16 protein-coding genes are annotated in these 17,345 nt (G+C 69.8%); 8 read left to right on the plus strand and 8 right to left on the minus strand.

What is annotated here, in order from left to right; translation table 11 throughout:
• Positions 1-149 precede the first annotated feature (149 nt).
• From LAJ19_RS04395 to LAJ19_RS04415, 5 genes are all read left to right on the plus strand, one after another.
• Positions 150-671, plus strand: a complete 522-nt coding sequence (locus LAJ19_RS04395) for a DUF4388 domain-containing protein (RefSeq protein WP_225477090.1) — start codon at positions 150-152, stop codon at positions 669-671.
• An 83-nt stretch (positions 672-754) separates the two neighbouring features.
• Entirely contained in the window at positions 755-1,510 is a 756-nt protein-coding gene (locus LAJ19_RS04400; protein ID WP_225477091.1) for a hypothetical protein, read from the plus strand.
• A 600-nt stretch (positions 1,511-2,110) separates the two neighbouring features.
• A complete protein-coding gene (locus LAJ19_RS04405) occupies positions 2,111-2,590 on the plus strand; it encodes an NUDIX domain-containing protein (protein WP_225477092.1) in 480 nt (159 codons plus the stop codon).
• Positions 2,583-5,372, plus strand: coding sequence for a valine--tRNA ligase (locus tag LAJ19_RS04410; protein ID WP_225477093.1), 2,790 nt, complete (start codon positions 2,583-2,585; stop codon positions 5,370-5,372). The genes LAJ19_RS04405 and LAJ19_RS04410 overlap by 8 nt, the downstream gene beginning before the upstream one ends.
• A gap of 141 nt (positions 5,373-5,513) precedes the next feature.
• A complete protein-coding gene (locus LAJ19_RS04415) occupies positions 5,514-6,206 on the plus strand; it encodes a Nif3-like dinuclear metal center hexameric protein (RefSeq protein ID WP_225477094.1) in 693 nt (230 codons plus the stop codon).
• Between the two features lie 121 nt (positions 6,207-6,327).
• Here LAJ19_RS04415 and LAJ19_RS04420 read toward each other — a convergent pair whose 3' ends face one another.
• The 4 genes from LAJ19_RS04420 to LAJ19_RS04435 form a co-directional block, all read right to left on the minus strand.
• Positions 6,328-7,461 carry a cysteine desulfurase family protein gene (locus LAJ19_RS04420; RefSeq protein ID WP_225477095.1) on the minus strand — a complete coding sequence of 378 codons (1,134 nt, stop codon included), beginning with the start codon at positions 7,459-7,461 and terminating at the stop codon, positions 6,328-6,330.
• 7 nt (positions 7,462-7,468) lie between these two features.
• Positions 7,469-9,115, minus strand: coding sequence for a PASTA domain-containing protein (locus LAJ19_RS04425; RefSeq protein ID WP_225477096.1), 1,647 nt, complete (start codon positions 9,113-9,115; stop codon positions 7,469-7,471).
• A 73-nt stretch (positions 9,116-9,188) separates the two neighbouring features.
• Positions 9,189-9,485: an AzlD domain-containing protein gene (locus LAJ19_RS04430; RefSeq protein WP_225477097.1), complete on the minus strand. Its 297-nt coding sequence runs from the start codon at positions 9,483-9,485 to the stop codon at positions 9,189-9,191.
• Positions 9,482-10,213, minus strand: a complete 732-nt coding sequence (locus LAJ19_RS04435) for an AzlC family ABC transporter permease (RefSeq protein ID WP_225477098.1) — start codon at positions 10,211-10,213, stop codon at positions 9,482-9,484. The genes LAJ19_RS04430 and LAJ19_RS04435 overlap by 4 nt, the downstream gene beginning before the upstream one ends.
• Before the next feature lie 191 nt (positions 10,214-10,404).
• On the opposite strand from LAJ19_RS04435, the gene LAJ19_RS04440 reads away from it, so the two are divergent.
• Both LAJ19_RS04440 and LAJ19_RS04445 read left to right on the plus strand, forming a co-directional pair.
• A complete protein-coding gene (locus tag LAJ19_RS04440) occupies positions 10,405-11,157 on the plus strand; it encodes a MerR family transcriptional regulator (protein WP_225477099.1) in 753 nt (250 codons plus the stop codon).
• A 564-nt stretch (positions 11,158-11,721) separates the two neighbouring features.
• Positions 11,722-12,186, plus strand: a complete 465-nt coding sequence (locus LAJ19_RS04445) for a peroxiredoxin family protein (protein WP_225477100.1) — start codon at positions 11,722-11,724, stop codon at positions 12,184-12,186.
• A 12-nt stretch (positions 12,187-12,198) separates the two neighbouring features.
• On the opposite strand, the gene LAJ19_RS04450 is transcribed toward LAJ19_RS04445, so the two are convergent.
• The 4 genes from LAJ19_RS04450 to LAJ19_RS04465 all read right to left on the minus strand — a co-directional run bounded on the left by LAJ19_RS04450 (position 12,199) and on the right by LAJ19_RS04465 (position 16,568).
• Complete coding sequence (locus LAJ19_RS04450; RefSeq protein ID WP_225477101.1) at positions 12,199-12,678, minus strand: hypothetical protein; 480 nt, start codon at positions 12,676-12,678, stop codon at positions 12,199-12,201.
• 127 nt (positions 12,679-12,805) lie between these two features.
• Entirely contained in the window at positions 12,806-13,945 is a 1,140-nt protein-coding gene (locus LAJ19_RS04455; RefSeq protein WP_225477102.1) for an NAD(P)/FAD-dependent oxidoreductase, read from the minus strand.
• 188 nt (positions 13,946-14,133) lie between these two features.
• Positions 14,134-15,324, minus strand: coding sequence for an MFS transporter (locus LAJ19_RS04460; protein ID WP_225477103.1), 1,191 nt, complete (start codon positions 15,322-15,324; stop codon positions 14,134-14,136).
• A gap of 35 nt (positions 15,325-15,359) precedes the next feature.
• The gene (locus tag LAJ19_RS04465; protein WP_225477104.1) at positions 15,360-16,568 is read right to left on the minus strand and encodes a GAF domain-containing protein; all 1,209 of its coding nucleotides are present in this window, start codon (positions 16,566-16,568) and stop codon (positions 15,360-15,362) included.
• Positions 16,569-16,849: 281 nt separating this feature from the next.
• Between LAJ19_RS04465 and LAJ19_RS04470 the strand changes: the two genes are divergently transcribed.
• A complete protein-coding gene (locus LAJ19_RS04470) occupies positions 16,850-17,335 on the plus strand; it encodes a (2Fe-2S)-binding protein (protein WP_225477105.1) in 486 nt (161 codons plus the stop codon).
• Positions 17,336-17,345: the final 10 nt, after the last annotated feature.

Below are 17,345 nucleotides of genomic sequence, written 5' to 3' on the forward strand. Positions count from 1 at the left end.
GTCACACCCATGCGAAACTCATGAGAGCCCAGCGGGACCTGCGGCGCCAGGGAGGCTGAAGTGCAGCTCACCCCCCCCAGGGGGCCGCCGGTCACCCCCGACACGCCTCTCACGTCCCCCTGCGGCAGGACACTACACTGAGGCCATCTATGGTACGCGGAGATCTGGCAGTGTTCCCTTTCCTGTCCGTCATGCAGATGTTCCTGACCAGCGGCCGCGCCGGGCGCCTCACCGTGGACCACGTGCGCGGCGGCCAGCTGTGGCTGGAACGCGGCGAGATCACCCACGCCGAAGCCGGCCGTCTGCGGGGCGAGCACGCCCTGCAGTTCATGGCGAGCCTCGACGGGGGCATCTTCACCTTTGAAGTGGATCAGCCTGTGCCCAACCGCACCATGAACCTGCGCCGCGACGCGGCCCTGCACCGCCTGATCGACGACAGCAACGCCTGGGCGCCCCTGCTGCGGACTTTTCCCGACTGGACCCGGCGCCTGCGGTTCACCAGCAAATGGACCGAAGCGCAGCCCGTCACCCGCGCGCAGTACCGCGTGCTGAACCTCCTGGCCGACAGCGGGAACATCCGGACGCTGCTTGAACGCACCCCCGCGCCGCCCCGCGCCACCCTCGAAACCCTGCGGCCGTTCCTGCTCGCCGGCCTTATTGAGATCAGCTGACCACGGTCAGCTAAGCGTTCCCTCTGCACCGCCCGCACATATGCCCCTGCCCGTCAGGCATGATGAACGGTACCGGAGGACCCATGAGCGCGATCACCCGTACGTCCAGAGCCCATGATGCCCAGCCGGTCCGGGAGGACCTGGGCCGCGACGCCGCCACTCGTGACGCACTGGCGCGTGCCACCCCCACGCAACCCCACCCCTCCTGGCGCTTCCAGGACCACTTCGAATTGTGGGCGGACTGGCTCGAACGGGACTCCGCAGGCCAGTGGACACCGGTGCAGAACGTCCTGCACCGCACCTTCCGCACCCGTGAAGACACGCTGCGGCATGCCGAGCGTTTCCTCAGCCGCGGGGAATTTCCGCTGGACCGCGCCTCACTGACCCCCGTCGCCCTGCTGCGTAACCGCCGCGACGCGCTGCTCAGCGCCTTCCGGGGCGCGGAGGGTGACGGCGTGACGCTCATCCGCGACCTGATCTTCCCGGTCGGCGAGTACGGCCTGAGCGTCAAGGTGACCCGTGAACGGCAGGCGCAGGAGGTCCGCGCGCCGTTTGCCAGCGCGGCCAATCCCCTGCGCAGCCTGACCGGGCAGCCCGTGCGGCTCACCGTGCTGATCGAACACCCCTACGACGTGCTGTCCCGCGTGGACGGCCCACTTGATGTCGGTGAGCGCGCCGCCCGCGTGAGCGAGGACACGCAACTGTTTGCCCCCGGCGCAGCCGTCACCGGGGTGCCCTACCGCAGCGCGACCGTCACCGTGCCGCGCGGCCTGCTGAAAAAGCCCCTGCTGTACCGCTACGAACGCCTTGACCCGCCGGCTGCCGAGCCCAGTGTGTAGAGACTGGAACAGCCAGAGGCAACCCACACTGATGCAGGCCCCCCGTGAAGCGGCGGCCTGAGCGACTGCAGGGTCTGGCAGGAACGGCACCCCCCCGGCGCCTCCGGATCAGGAGGGGAGAGGCGCACGGCGGCTGTCCTGAACGGCCTGCACCACCCAGCCTGACCGGACGGAAGGTCCCAGGCCGGGCGCTTCAGGCGCACACCCTGCCCTCCTGACCTGACGCGCTGCAGGCTCAGCATCGCCACGCATGAGGGCATCCGCTGTCCGGCCAATTGAAACTTGCCCCGGCAGACGCGTACACTCCCGGATGCAGTGACCGGGAAGAGTACCCGGGCAGGCCTCCACAGGAAGCGCAGACCGAGACTGAGAGTCCGCGCGGCTGGCCCCCGGAGAACGTCCCCCGCGAGCACGACGGAAGAACCCGCCCCCAGGGGTGGCAGTAGACCCGTCCGGGTGCGCCCGCCACAGCGCACAGAGTGCCCTCCAGTCAGGAGGGAAGAGCGGTGGTACCACGGGACCTTCCAGGCGTCTCGTCCGCATCCGGCAGTGCTCCGGCGGACGAGACGTTTCTCGTTGCGCCGGGCGGGAGGTGAACCCTTGATCACGTTCTATGACACTCAGGACCACGCCAGACTCGACGCGGCCATGCGCGGCCTCCGGGAAAAAGCCCTGTGCCTCGTCACGCGGCCCGGCCAGCTGCTCGTCTTCGAGCACGTTCCCGCAGGTCAGGCCGGCGTGCAGGTGGCTGCCGGCGGCGTGGAGCCCGGCGAGACCTCCGCGCAGGCCGCCGTCCGGGAACTGCGCGAGGAGACGGGCCTGAACCTCACCGCCCCCACGCACGTCACCTCCTACCTGTGGGAGGCGGCGCTGCCCCACCGGTTCACGCGCCAGGTCTGCCACGCGTTCATGTTTCACGCCCGCACCCCACTGCCCGGCACCTGGGATCACGTGGCCGAGCAGCGGCATCTCTTCCGGTTCCGCTGGGCGCCCCTTCACGCTCCTGGTCTGGACTGGGAGATGGACGCCGCCCTCCCTCACCTGCACGCCCTGCTCAAGGAGAAGACCCCGCATGACTGACCCCCACACGCCCGACCTCACCCCCGAGAACGACGCAGCCGCCCTCGCCAGGCAGTTCGACCCGAAAGCCGTCGAGCCGCAGTGGGCCGCCAAGTGGCGCAATGAACCCTTCCGCGCGGACGCCACCAGCGGCCGTGAACCGTTCACCATCGTAATTCCGCCGCCCAACGTGACCGGCAACCTGCACCTGGGTCACGCGCTGGACAACACGCTGATCGACACCCTCATCCGCTACAAGCGCATGGCGGGGTTCGAGGCGCTGTACCTGCCTGGCATGGACCACGCCGGGATCAGCACGCAGGTGGTTGTGGAACGGCAACTGCGCGAGCAGGGCGTGAGCCGCCATGACCTGGGCCGTGAAAAGTTTCTGGATCACGTGTGGGCATGGAAGGCCGAGTCCGGCGGGATCATCCTCAACCAGCTCGCGCGCCTGGGGGTCAGTGCCGACTGGACTCGCGAGCGGTTCACCATGGACGAGGGCCTCTCCCGCGCCGTGCGTCACCAGTTCGTGAAGCTGTACCACGACGGGCTGGCGTACCGCGGCGAACGCATCGTGAACTGGGACCCGGCCAGCCAGACCACCCTGTCTGAACTGGAAATCGACCGTGAGGTCCGCAAGGGCAAGATGTACACCCTGTCGTACAAACTGCGTGATCCCGGCGCCGCGGCCAGCAACGGCGACGCCGGTGAGATCCGCATCGCCACCGTGCGGCCCGAAACGATCTTCGCGGACCAGGCGATCGCCGTGCACCCAAAAGACCCCCGCTTCGCACACCTGATCGGCCAGGAAGCCCGCATTCCGCTCACGGACCGCTTCGTGCCCATCATTGCGGACACTGCCGTCGAAATGGACTTCGGGGTGGGCGCACTGAAGATCACGCCCGCCCACGACCCCACCGATTTCGAGATCGGCGAGCGGCACGGTCTGCCGCGCCCCAGCGTGATCGACCTGAACGGCAACCTGAGCACCGGCGACCTGGTGCCCGAAGCCTTCCGTGGCCTGGAGCGTTTCACGGCCCGCAAGGTTGTCGTGAAGGCCCTGACCGAGACCGGTGACCTGCTGGAGGAGAAGGATCACGACACCGCCATCGGCCTGAGCGAACGCACCAAGGTGCCGGTCGAGCCGATCGTGAGCGAGCAGTGGTTCGTGCGCATGAAACCCTTCGCTGACCAGGTGCTCGGCGGACTTGATCAGGGCGAGATGAAACTCGTGCCCGACCGGTACGCCAAGGTGAACCGGGACTGGCTGGAGAACATCCGCGACTGGAACATCTCCCGGCAGCTGTGGTGGGGTCACCAGATTCCCGCGTGGTACGACGAGCAGGGCAACCTGTACGTGCCCGACCCCGAGAACCCTGACCTGGACTGCGACCAGGACCCCCGCTACGCGCACCTGAACCTCCGGCGGGATGCGGACGTGTTCGACACGTGGTTCTCCAGCAACCTCTGGCCGTTCAGCACACTCGGGTGGCCCGACACGGACAGTGAGGACTTCCGCAAGTTCTACCCCACGCAGGTGCTCGTGACCGGCTACGACATCCTGTTCTTCTGGGTGGCGCGCATGCAGATGGCCGCCTACGGCCTGACCGGGCGGGCGCCTTTCAGCACCGTCATGCTGCACGGCCTGTACCTGGACAGCAAGGGTCAGAAGATGTCCAAGAGTAAAGGCAACGGCATCGACCCGCTGGAACTCTTCGACCAGTACGGGGTGGACGCCAGCCGCTTCGCGTTCAGTTACCTCTCGACCGGCGGGCAGGACATCAAGCACGACCCGCGCCGTTTCGAGCAGGGCCGCAACTTCGCGAACAAACTCTGGAACGCCGCCCGGTTCGCCATGCTGCGCCTGGGCGAAGCCCTCCCGAACCTGCAGACCACCGGAAGTGAAGCCGACGTGGAACTCATCCGGTACGTGCAGAGCGCCCTGGACGACACGGCCGGCGAACCCGTCCGCAGCCGCGACGCGATCCGCGCCGTCCGCGCCCGCACCGACCTGAGCCTCGCCGACCGCTGGATCCTGTCCCGCCTGAATGCCGTGACGGCCGAAGCCACCGCTCAACTCGATGCACTCGACATCGGCGCCGCGATCCGCACCCTGTACTCGTTCACCTGGGATGAATTCTGCGACTGGTACATCGAGGCGGCCAAACCTGCGCTGAGCGAAGGGAAACTCGCCACGCTCGTCACGCTGAAGGCCACCCTGGAACACATCCTGAAGATGCTTCACCCCTTCATGCCGTTTGTGACCAGTGAACTGTACGCCGCGCTCGGCCACCGCCGCCAGCTTGCCGTGCACTCCTGGCCCCAGACGGACGCCGCGCTTCACGACGCGGAAGCCACCCGCGCCTTCGACGCGCTGCGCGCCGCCGTGGCCGCCGCCCGCAGCCTGAAGAACGAACTGGGCCTCAGCCCCCAGGACCGCCTGAACGTGGCGGTGGAAGGCGACCTCGCCCCCACCGTGCACGACAACGCCCGCGTGGTGGAAAGCATCGCCCGCGTGACCCTCACGCCCACCCTGGACGGCCGCACCCTGAGCCTCGTGGAGCAGGGCGTCACCATCCGCGCCCCGCTGGAAGGCACCGTGGACCTTGCCGACTGGCTCGGCAAGCAGAAAAAACGCCTCGCAGAATTCGACAAGCAGATCAAGCAGGCGCAGGGCAAACTGAACAACGAAGGGTTCGTGGCCCGCGCCCCGGCCGAGGTGATCGACGAAGAACGCCGCCGCGTGGCGGACTTCAGCACCCAGAGAGAACGCCTGCAGAACGTCCTCGCGCAGTTCGAGTAAGCCCCGCCGGACGCGGCCCGCTCCCGGTCACGGAGTGGGCCGCGTCCCTTACCCTGAACCCATGACCTGCACCCCACGGCCAGTGACGCCGCACAGCGGCCCGGCCCGGCCGGCCGGCCCCCGCGCCGGGACGGCCGGACCGTGAGTGCCGCAACGCTCGACCAGCTCGCGGCGTGGCTCTACGCCGAACTTCAGGAGGCCGCACCGGTCAAACGGGCCGGGCCGCCCGGGGTGACCCGGCTGGCCCTGGCCCTTGAACCTGCCGACGCCCCCGACGTCCTGAACGCCGACGCCCTGTTCCTGCACCGCTCCCGGCACGCCGGCGACCGCTGGCCCGGCCTGGGTCTCCTGGGCGCGCACGACGGCTTCGACCGGCACCTCACCACCGGCCCGAACGTCCGGCTCGCCCGCCGCCTCTCCTGGCAGGACCTGACCGAGATCACGTGGGAAGGCCGCGTGGTGGGCCTGAGCGCCCGCCCCCCACAGCGCACCTGGGAAGGCCTGCGCGACGCCCTGCACGCCGAACTGGGGGGTGAGGACGCCTCCATTCCACCCGGCCCGCCGGGCCTGCCGTACGTGGCACTCATGAACGCCATGACCCCGGCCCTCATCGTGCAGACCGCCGGGCTGGGCGTCACGGCATATCTGACCGGCCAGCTCCGGCCTTCCGCCGTGCCGGCCGCGCGGCAGCACGGGATGGGGATCGTCGCGCTGGGTCACCGGCGCACCGAACTCTGGGGGCTGCATGCCCTCGCCCGTGAGCTGCGCGCCGCCTTTCCCGGTCTGCAGACCGCCGTGTTCGAAGACCGGAACGTTCCACCCACCGTCCGCTGAGGATCATGGGGGGAACGCCAGAAACCGGATGGGGGGAGCCAGGTGCAGTGATCTGAGGCGCCCGCTCTGGGCGGGCTTCAGGGCAGTGACGCGCCTGACGTGCCAGGAGCAGGTGAGCCGCTCAGGCGCGGCTCCACTGTGCGGCCTGCGCAAGCGCCTGCACGGCCGTGTCCACCTCGGCAAGGGTCGTGGCCGCCCCGAAACTGAAACGCAGTGTCGCGCGGGCGTCCGCCTCGTTCAGCCCGATGGCCGTCAGGACGTGACTGGGCTGCATGGTGCCAGCGGAACACGCGCTGCCCGCGCTGGCCGCCACGCCCAGCATGTCCAGGTTCATCAGCAGCGCCTCACCGTCCGCGCCGGGCACCGTCACGCTGACCACCTTGGGACTGCCGTCCGGCGCATGGTTGATCCGCAGATCCGGGATGGTCGCGGCGCCCGCCATGAAGCGGTCACGCAGAACACCCAGGTGCGCGTGCGTGGCGTCCCGCTGCGCCTCCGCGTGCGTCAGGGCCACGCCCGCCGCATACACACCGGCGGTGTCCTGCGTGCCGGGTCGCACGCCCCCCTCCTGACCGCCACCCAACGTGACCGGCGCAAGAACCGCGCCGCGCCGCACGAACAGAAAGCCCACCCCGCGCGGCCCGCCCCACTTGTGCGCGCTGAACGTGGCGAACGTCACGCCCCACGCGGACAGGTTCACGGGCAGCACCCCGGGCGCCTGCACGGCGTCCGTGTGGTACGGCACGCCCCTCGCCGCGGCCAGCGCCGCGAGCGCCGCCGTCGGCTGAACAGTCCCCAGCTCATTGTTGGCGTGATGGATGGACACCAGCGCCGTCTCCTCCCGCAGCGCCCCCTGCAGTTCCGCCGGGTCGTAGCGGCCGCAGCGGTCCGGGGTAAGGAAGGTCACGTCCCAGCCCTGAGCGGCCAGGGCCCGGGCGGGCGCCAGAACCGCAGAGTGCTCAGTGGGCGTGATGATCAGGTGCCCGGGACGGCCGTGCCGGTCCTGCCAGGCGCGGGTGACCCCCATCAGCACGTGATTGTCCCCTTCGGTGCCGCCACCGTTGGCAATCAGGGTGCGCGGATCCACACCGAACGCGGCCGCCACCTGCGCCCGCCCGTCCTCCAGGCGTTCGCGCGCGGCCTGCCCGGCGGCGTGCACACTGGCCGGATTGCCGGGCAGCGCCGCGGCGGCCGCGTACGCGCCGAGCGCTTCGGGCGTCATGGGGTGCGTGGCTGCGTAGTCGAGGTAGATCACGGCCGGCTCAGGGGGTCACCAGCGCGAAATCTTGCCCGTCGCGCCGGATGATGAACACGGCCTCGCCCTGCACAGTCACGGTGGTGCTCACGGCCTGACCCGCAAGGGACGCGGCGTCCGCGTTGAGTTCCAGGGCGCGCTCGCCGTTGTCGTCACGCACCGCCAGGGTGTACGTGCCTTCAGGCAGGTCGGTGGGGAACGTGTAGTTCAGGCTGACCCCACGGGCGTCCGTGGGTGCGGGCACGGACGGCGTGGGCGGAATTTCCGCGCCCGTCGTGCCCTGGGTGCCCGGCGTCGCCGCGCCCGTCTCCGCCGTGCCCGCACTGGTGTCCGTGGGGGCCGTCTCGGCGGGCTCCGGCTCGGGGTCCGGCTCCGGGGGTGGAGGCACAGGCAGCGCGCCGGCAGGGCGACTGGGGGCACTGTAGCGGGCCGCGGCCACCGTGAGTTTCACGGGGCTGCCCACCTCAACCAGCACAAACGGCGCGGGCGTCTGCTCCAGTACCGTGCCTTCCTTCTTGTCGCTGGGCTGCCGGGCCACACTGGTCACCACCAGGCCTGCCGCCCGCGCGTACTGCAGCGCCTGATCGTACGTGAAGCCAGTCAGGATGGGCAGCCATGTTTTCCTGCCCGACACGCCACTGCTGACCATCAGCTGCACCGCCTGACCCTGCTGCGCGTTCGAGCCGGCCTCCGGCAACTGCGCCACGATCCGGCCCTCGGCGGTGCCGGTCAGGGTGCCGTCCACCTTCACGACCTTGCCCACGCTCATCGCGCTGCCTTTCAGCGCGTCGCGCGCCTGCGCGGGCGTCATCTCCTCCAGGCGCGGCACCTCAATGGCGGGGGGGTTGTTGACCGTCAGGGTCACCAGCCGGCCCACAGGCAGGGTGGTGCCGCCCTCCGGATCCTGCCGGATGATCGATCCGATCGGCCGGCCGGCCGCCTGCCCTTCGGAGTACTCCACGCGGAACCCGGCGTCCGTCAGGGCCTTTGCCGCCTGCTTCGCGGTCTGCCCGGTCACGGTCACCACCGGCCGAACAGGCGGATTCAGGTAGATCTGCGCAGCCTGCGCGCCCAGGTACACGGCGCCGCCCAGCAGCAGCAGGCCCGGCACGAACGTCAGCCAGGCGCCCGGCTCCCGCCGTTTCTTCACGCGGCCGCCCTTCAGGGGCGCGAGCGTGCGTGCGTTGCGGACCGCGATATCCTCCGGCGTGCGCGCTTCCGGCAGGGGTGTCAGGTACGCCACACGCGGCTCTGTGGCGTCCACGACCACCTGCGCGTCTTCCAGCGCGTATCCCTGCTCCGCGAGCGCTGCCGTGAGCCGCTGCACGTTCTCGACGAGTTCCTGCGACTTGACCTTCTGCGCCAGGGCTGCCTCCAGCGGCTGGCCGGCGACCGGCTGCCACACCGCGTAGAACGCGCCGGGGCGGGCCACAACGTCCGTCAGGCCCGCCGGACTCAGCGCCCGCAGGGCCGTGCGGTACGCATGAAAGGCCTGCCGGTCGGCAGGCGTATTCACCGTGAACCACGCCACCTGCCGGGTCACGCCCTCCGCCGCGCGGACTTCCGAGAGCGTCACTGGCCCCTGCACGGCGAGTTCACGCAGTACCTCGTACTTGCCATCAATGACCCTGACCCTGCCCACCTGACCCGTCATGCGTTGTCCAGCATAGCGCGCCCGCACGCGCCCCCACCGCCGCGCGCCTCACACGCCTGCCTGTCGGGCACTGTCACACGCCCAGCAGGCGCGCCGCCCAGTACGCAGCGAAGCCCCCCAGGATACCCAGCCCGAGATTCCGGGTCCGCCACATCAGCGCGCCCCCCACCCCGGCGGCCACCAGCCGGCGCGGCCACTCCGGGCTGCCCAGCACGTCCGGCATCACCAGCGCCGCGAACACACTGACCGGCACGAACTTCAGAAAGGCCAGCCAGAACGGCGGCAGGTCCAGCCGCCCCAGGCTCAGGCCCAGCAGCCGCACCGGATACGTCACCGCCCACATCAGCAGAATGACCAGCCAGCCGCTCACGCCCGCCCCTGCGCCCCGGCACGCCGCGTGACCAGCCACGCGCCCAGCAGCGCCCCGCTGACCCCGGCCAGCAGCACCACCACCCCCCCGGGCAGCACCCGCCCCAACTCCCACGCGCCCAGCCCGGAGGTCACGGCCACCAGCACGCTCACCCGGTTGTCCAGCAGCGGCACGAGCAGCCCCAGGAACGCCAGTGGGAAGATCACGCCGACGCCCAGCACCGCCGGGTCCGGCAGCACCGCCCCAGCCAGCGACCCCAGCAGCGTGGCTGCGTTCCACACCAGGTACAGACTCAGCTCGGCCCCCAGCAGGAACGCGACCCCCAGCCCGCCCGGGTCGCGCGGCCCGGCCACGATCACCATGCCGTACGCCTCATCCGTGAGAAACTGGGCGCCCACCAGCCGCCGCCACCCGCCCAGCGGCAACTGCCGGGACAGACTCAGCCCGTACAGCATGTGCCTGGCGTTCAGCACGAACGTCGTGCCCACCAGCGCCAGCGCGCCCGCCACGCCCGGCAGGCCGCCTGCCACGAACTGCCCGGCCGCCGCGAACTGACTGGCCCCCGCAAACACCGTGAGGCTCATCAGGCACGTCTCCCAGACACTCAGACCACCGGCGCGGGCGGTCACCGCGTACGCCACCGCGAACGGCACCATCCCCGGCCACAGGGGCAGCATCACGCGGAATCCCCGCCCGAACGCGGGCCAGAACGCAGAAACATCCGACATGGGCGGCAGTCTGTCACGCCCGGCCGCCCCCTGAAGCCACGTCGTCCAGCCGCCTGGACGGGCGACAAGGCCCAGGGCGGTGCAGGCAGGAGCGGCACTTGACCCTCACGTGGCGTGAGGCCCTACGCTGCCAGTCAGGAAGGAGGTGAGCCCTGAGCGACCACAACGAACCCCGCTGGACGGTCGGTGACGTGGCGCACCTCACGGGCGTGAGCGTGCGGACCCTGCACCACTACGACGAGATCGGGCTGCTGCGCCCCACTGAGCGCAGCGAAGGCAACTACCGCCTGTACACCCCCCGGGACCTCACGCAGCTGCGGCGCATTCTCACGTGGCGCGCCGTCGGCCTGCCCCTCGCGGAGGTCGCCCGCCTCCTCAGCGCGCCCCCCGACGTGGAACGCGAGACGCTGCGCACCCACGCGGCCGCGCTGCAAGAAGCGCTGCGACGCACCCAACGCACCCTGAGGCAGGTGCAGGCCCGGCTGACCGTCCTGAACGGCCAGGACGAAGGAGACATGATGACGAACGAAGACGTGAAAGCTGTCTTTGACGGGTTCGACCCGGCGCAGTACGAGGACGAAACCCGGGAACGCTGGGGAGGCACGGACGCCTACCGCCAGAGTGCCCACCGCACTGCGCGCTACACCCGGGCCGACTGGGAAGGTATCCGCGCGGAGATGGACCGGATCACGCAGGCGTATCTGGCCCTCATGAACGCTGGTGAGCCCGCCACAGGTGCGCCGGCTCAGGCGGTCGCAGCCCAGCACCACGCGCACATCCGCCGCGCGTACTACGACGCCTCGCCCAGCATGATGCGCGAACTGGCCCGCATGTGGGTCACGGACGACCGCTTCACACGGAACATCGACCGCGCCTGTCCCGGCCTCGCCGCGTACCAGAGCGCCGCCGTGACCGCCTGGGCAGAAGCCCACGCCCAGCCGTAAACCCTCCAGTTCGCTGCGCCGGTGACCGGGGCGTCAAGGCGCCGCAGTCCGCTGGCCGGATCGCTGCTCTGCCCGCACAGCGGCCGCACCACCGGTGCATTCAGCCGGCCCCGCCCGGCTTGACGACCGGTCTGGCTGATGGGCCGCTCCACCCCACGCCGGCCCTCGGCCTGACCAGGAAAGCGTCACACCCAGGGTTGGCCGTGCTGCCGGGCTCATGCGTGGGCACCTTCTCCGCTTCACGAGCCAGGGTACTCCGTGAACTGGCAGTGAAGCGCGACCAGAGGCGAGGTGTCCCTCCCTCACAGGCACATGGCCTGCTCCGTGGCCTGGAGGAAAGGACGGTCCGCTTCTCGAGGCCCGTCTACCGGCCTGCGCGGGTCTGCTGCGTCCTCACTTGAGGGAGGTGCAGGCGCAACCTTCCTGTCCTGTTGCCAGGAGCCTTGAGGGCACCGCCGTCATCAGTCTCCCGCACCCGCCGGAGTGGTTTGTGCTGACTGCTATTTCGGTGGAAGCCCAGCTGAGCGGCGCGCCCGCGTCCGGCCGGGAAGGTACCCTTCAGGTATGGAGTGGCCTGAGTCCGGTGATTTTGTTCATGGTCTGCCTGTGCCGCCGCCCAGCGGGTGGATCCGGCCGGGGCTGGTGATGACCTTCAACCTAGAGTGCCCGGGCTGCGTGTCGCGCGGCATTCCGTTCCTGAAACGCCTGCACGCGGAGTTCGGGGAGCAGGTGCAGCTGTTGGGGGTGCACACCAGTTTCGGTCATCGGCTGCTGGCGCGTGAGGACGTGGAGCCCACGCTGGTCAGGTTCGCGCGCACTTACGCGAAGCTGCCGTTCCCGGTTGCGCTGGACCTGCGTGGTGAATTCGCCCGGTACTGGCACACGGAGGGCACCCCGCACTGGCTGGCGTTCGCGCCGGGCGGACCACTGCTGCGCAGCGTGTACGGGAGCCAGGAAAACGCCCAGACGCGCCTGCAGTACCTGCTGGAGGAGTGGGTGGGCGGCGCCAGGGGTGAGGCGGGCCGCTGAGCACTTCACGTGTCAGGGCGTCTGTTCGTCCACGCTGCTCGTGGCCGTTTCGCCGTCATCGCGGGTGACGTCCGGAGCAGTTTCCGTGAAGGTGCCCGCCTGTTCAGCCGCGGCGTCCGCGTCGCCGCGGTCAACGTACTGGTAGGACTGGCCGTTCAGGCCGGTCACGGTGACCTGGTAGTCGCTCAGACGGGTGGCGTCCAGAAGGATCACACTGCCTTTGACGGTGGCCGCAAGTTCCTGACCAACGGCGTAATCGCCGAGCAGGGGAGACGTGCACGGCTGGCCGCCCAGCGCTCTGGGGAGGGTCTGCGTGGCGCTGACCGCCCGGGCCCGTTCCAGGGCCTCCACGCACTTGCGCCGGAAATACAGGGCGTTGTCGTGCTGAAGTTGCAGCGCACGGTTCTGGTTGTGCCGTTCAAACAGGCCGCTGCACGATGACAGGGCGGCGGGCAGCAGGGCGAACAGCAGGAGGGTGGCGGGGGCGCGCATCTTCCGGAGTGTAGAGGGCATCAGCAGCGCGGGTGACCGCGGGTGCGGCGCGGTAGGCCACTTTCACTGGTCAGGGCCGGACGTAAAAACACCCGGCCTCCGGGGCCGGGTGTTGGAACAGCGGGGCTCAGTCGATGCTGAGGCGCCAGCGCCATTCACTGGCGCGCTTCATCACGTGGGCGATGCCACCGGTGATGGCGAGCTTCTGGTTCCAGGGGAGTTTCATCCAGCCGACCGCCATCAGGCCGCCCAGGCTGACGAACTCACCCAGCGTGGTGGGCTCGTAGGAGTCGAGTTCCTCGCCGCGCACGAGGCGCATGATGTTCTTGCCCGTCAGGCGTCCCTGCTGCCCGGCGTGCTGCGCGGTGGTGGGCACGGGTTTGCCTTCCTGGTTCAGGGCGAGGCCCATGTCGCCGATCACGAACACGTCGGGGTAGCCTTTGGCGCGCAGTTTGTCGTCCACGGCGATGCGGCCGCCGGGGCCTTTTTCCAGGTGGGTGCCGGTCACGATGTCGCGGGCCTGGATGCCGCCGGTCCAGATGATCTTGCCGGCACTGATGACCTTCTGTTCGCCGTCGGCCGTCTGCACGGTGACGCTGTCGGCTGTGGCCTGCATCAGGCGGTGGCCCACGAGGATGTGAATGCCGTACTCCTCGAGGGTCTTCTGGGCTTTGCCGCGCAGGCTGTCGTCGAGGATGGGCAGAATCTTGGGTCCGGCTTCAACGAGGTAGATATTGAAGGGAGGCAGGCCGCGTTCCTTGCTGAGCAGCTGGGCGCGCTGCGCGAGTTCAGTGACGAGTTCCACGCCGGTCAGACCGGCGCCGCCGACAACAATGTCACGGTTGCCCTGGTACTCGGTGGTGAAGGCGCGGTTGACGAAGGTGAAGATCTCGTCGGCGTCACTGAGCTGTTTGAGTTCGCTGGCGTTCTCGGCGAGGCCGGGGATGCGGTAGAAGTTCGTGACGCTCCCGAGGCCCACGACGAGCACGTCGTAGGTGAGGACGCGGCCATCTTTGAGCTTGACTTCCTTGTCGTCGAGGTTGACGTTCTCGACCTGGGCCTGTTCGAGGTTCACACCGGTTCCGCGCAGCAGCGGCGCAAGGGGCAGCGTGACCGGGGTGTTGTGTGCCGCCGCTTCGTGCAGGCGGGTCTCGAAGGTGTGGTAGGCGTTCTGTTCCACCATCAGGGCTTCAAGGTCGGGGGCAGGCTTCATTTTGGTGGCGACAGCAAGGCCGGAGTAACCAGCACCAAGGATGAGGGTCTTCATGTCTTTCTCCTGTGAACGAATTCACGAGTCCTGAGGGTAGGCGCCCACGAGACCGTAAACACCGCCGGAAGCCCTCGGCTTCCACACGGCAACAGTGTACATGTTACACCAAATCAACCCGTGAAAAGGCACACGCTTATGCAGATCAGCAGGAGACTCTGGCACTCATCAACAGCTCCCAAGTCACCTCAGCCGCGTCCCCCTGCGATCCGCGCGGCGTCCGGACTGCCGCGCAGCGCCCGCATCGCCAGCGCCCCCAACACCGGCCCCACCGCCCACACGGCAAACACCCCGGCCCACCCCACCACGGGCAGAAGGGCAGGTACCAGCGCAATACTCAGCGCCGTCAGCATGAAGCCCAGCGCCAGTTGCGCGGTCAATGCTGTCCCGACGTAGGCGCCCGGCGCAATCTCACTGAGGATCGTGCTGAACTGCGCCGAATCCGCAATGATCCAGAACCCCCACACCAGGCTGACCGCCCAGACCACCCCCGGCGACCCCCAGCCGGCCAGCAGCAGTCCGGCCAGCAGCAGCGCACTTCCCCCCGAGAGCCACATCGCCAGCTCCGTCAGGCGCGTGCGGCCCCACCGGTCCCCCAGCACGCCGCCCACCACGCAGCCCAGCGCGCCCAGCCCCACCACGCTGAATGTCGCCAGGGCCGCGCCGCGTCCGACGTCCCGCACGTGGCCTTCAAGAACGCCGCTGTAGAACAGCGCAAACCACGTCCACATCGCGTACAGCTCCCACATGTGCCCCAGGTACCCCAGCGTCGTCAGCGCCGGGCCCCGCGCCGTGAGGCCCCGCCACGCCTGCGCCGGCCGGAACGGCGGGCTCCCCACTGCCCCCGGACCGGCCGGGACCAGCAGTGCCAGCGCGCCCCCCGCCGCCGCCAGCAGGCTCGTCACCAGGATCACTGCGCGCCAGTTCGCGCCGCCCAGGGCATTCACCAGATGCGGGGACGCCGACCCGAGCGTCAGCGCCCCCACCATGACGCCCAGTGCCAGGCCGCGCCCCCGCGTGAAGTACGTACTCATGACCTTCAGCGCCACCGGGTACACCAGCGCCAGGGCCGCCCCCACCGCCGCCCGGGCCAGCAGCGCCGCCCCCAGCCCAGGCGCCAGCAGCAGCGCCGCGTTCGCAGCGGCTGCCAGTAGCGCACCGGTCGCCATCAGGCTCCGCGCCGACCGCCGGTCCGCGAGATTCAGCCCGGCGCTGAGCACCGCGCCCAGCACGAAGCCCAGCTGCACGGCCAGGGTCAGCGCCGCTGCCTGCGAGACGCTCAGGTGCCACGCGGCCCGCAGGTGAGGCGCCACCGCCGCCGCGCTGAACCACGGCGCCATGCTCAGCACCACCGCGCCGGCCAGAAGGACCAGCGCCACCGACGGCGCCATCATTCCGGCCGAAGCGGGGCGGGTCAGAAGGACGCGTCCAGCGCGGCACGCCGGGCCCGGACGACCGGCCCGCGGTGATCTCCCTCCGGCAGGAGGCGCTCCAGCACCTCCAGGCAGCCGGGGTCGTCGAAGCGGGAAGCGTACCGCCACAGCAGGTCCGGGTCACCCAGCCTGCACACCGCTTCGCGCACCGCGCCGTCCAGGTAGTCACGCCAGTACGACAGCAGCGGTGACGCTGAGTGCGGCAGCAGCGGCCCGTCGTACAGATCCGCCGCTGCGCTGACCCGGCCCGCGAGCAGCAGCTCCTCGATCCGCAGCGCGTCCAGCTGCACCGGCACGCTCAGCCGGTACGGGCGGGACGCAATATGCCCCCCCAGCAGGGTCCGCAGGGTACTCACCTCGGACTTCAGGGTGCTGAGCGTGATCGGCTGGTCCCCGTACACGTGGGCGTGCAGGGCGTCCAGGGTCAGGCCGCCCGGGTGCATGGCCAGAACGCACAGCAGTTCATGCTGGCGGGGCGTCAGGTGCACCTGACGCCCGCCGAAGGTCACAAGCGGCGCGCCGCACACCCGCAGGCTCAGCCCCGCTGGCGGCGCCTGTCGTCCCTGAATCGCCTGCTCGATCTGCGCGGCGTAGTGCCGGGCGCTCGTCAGGCCCAGCGGCGTGCTGTGTTCCCAGGTGGTGCTGATGTCCAGCACGCCCAGCAGGGCGCCTGTGCCAGGGTCGCGGATGGGGCTCGAGTAGCACACCCAGTCGTGCACGGTCTGCACGTAATGCTCCGCGCTGAACACCCGCACCGGCTGCCGGGTGCGCAGGGCCAGCGCCAGGGCGTTCGTGCCCACGGTGCCCTCGCCCCACTGCCCGCCCGGCACGAAATTCACGGTGCGGGCCAGGTGCGTCATCCGCTCGCTGCCTTCCGTCCACAGCAGCGTGCCGTCTGCATTTCCGACCGCCACGATCAGGTCGGCCTCCTCGGCCAGGCGGCGCAGCTCCGGCCGCAGGCCGCGCACGCCGTACTCCAGCGCGCTGTCCTCCCAGGCGTGCCGCACGTCACGCTCACTCAGCACCGGCGCACTGACCCGTTCCGGTGACACGGTCAGCGCCGAGCGCGCCCAGGAGGCCGCCACCTCCCGGTTCACCGTGGTTTCCACCGGCGGCGATGAGGGCCGGCCCACGTAGCGGTGCCAGGCGCTGAGGAGTTTCTGTCGTTCCAGCGACAACCTGTCGTTCATACCAGCGGAACCTCGGGACCCCGGCGGGCGGCGTGAAGGTCACTCTGACCTTCTCTCTTCATCGGGCACGGCGCAGTGAAGTCAGGCTAGCACGCACCCAGGGCCGTCAAGTGTGCCCGGGTGCGCCCGCTGGACGCGCCCGCCCCGGGCAGCCGGATGCACCCGCCGGGGCGGGGCGCACCCTTTTCCAACCTTCGTGTGTTTAGATAGAAGCGGTCAGACAACTCAGTTTCCACCCGCCAGGACCCGATTCATTCCACCTCAAGCTGTGGGAGGCCCGCATGAACGTCACGATGAAAGTGAACGGCAAGTCATACACCCGCGATGTGGAGCCCAGGACGCTCCTCGTGCATTTCCTCCGCGAAGACCTCGGGCTGACCGGCACCCACGTCGGCTGCGACACCAGCCAGTGCGGCGCCTGCACGGTTCATGTCGGCGGCGACGCCGTCAAAAGCTGCACGCTGCTGGCCGTGCAGTGCGAAGGTCAGGACGTCACCACCATCGAGGGCATGGGCGCCCCCGGCGCGCTGCACCCCCTGCAGACCGGCTTCTGGGAGGAGCACGGCCTGCAGTGCGGCTTCTGCACGCCCGGCATGATCATGAGCGCCGCTGAGCTGCTCCGGCACAACCCCAACCCCAGCGAAGAGGTCATCCGCCACCACCTGGAAGGCAACTACTGCCGCTGCACCGGCTACCACAACATCGTGCGCGCCGTGCAGCACGCCGCGCAGGCCATGCAGGGCCAGACGCAGGCCGCCGACGACTGAAGTGCGCGGG

Origin of the sequence: Deinococcus taeanensis (assembly GCF_020229735.1) — a bacterium.
In the GTDB taxonomy this organism is placed as follows: domain Bacteria; phylum Deinococcota; class Deinococci; order Deinococcales; family Deinococcaceae; genus Deinococcus; species Deinococcus taeanensis.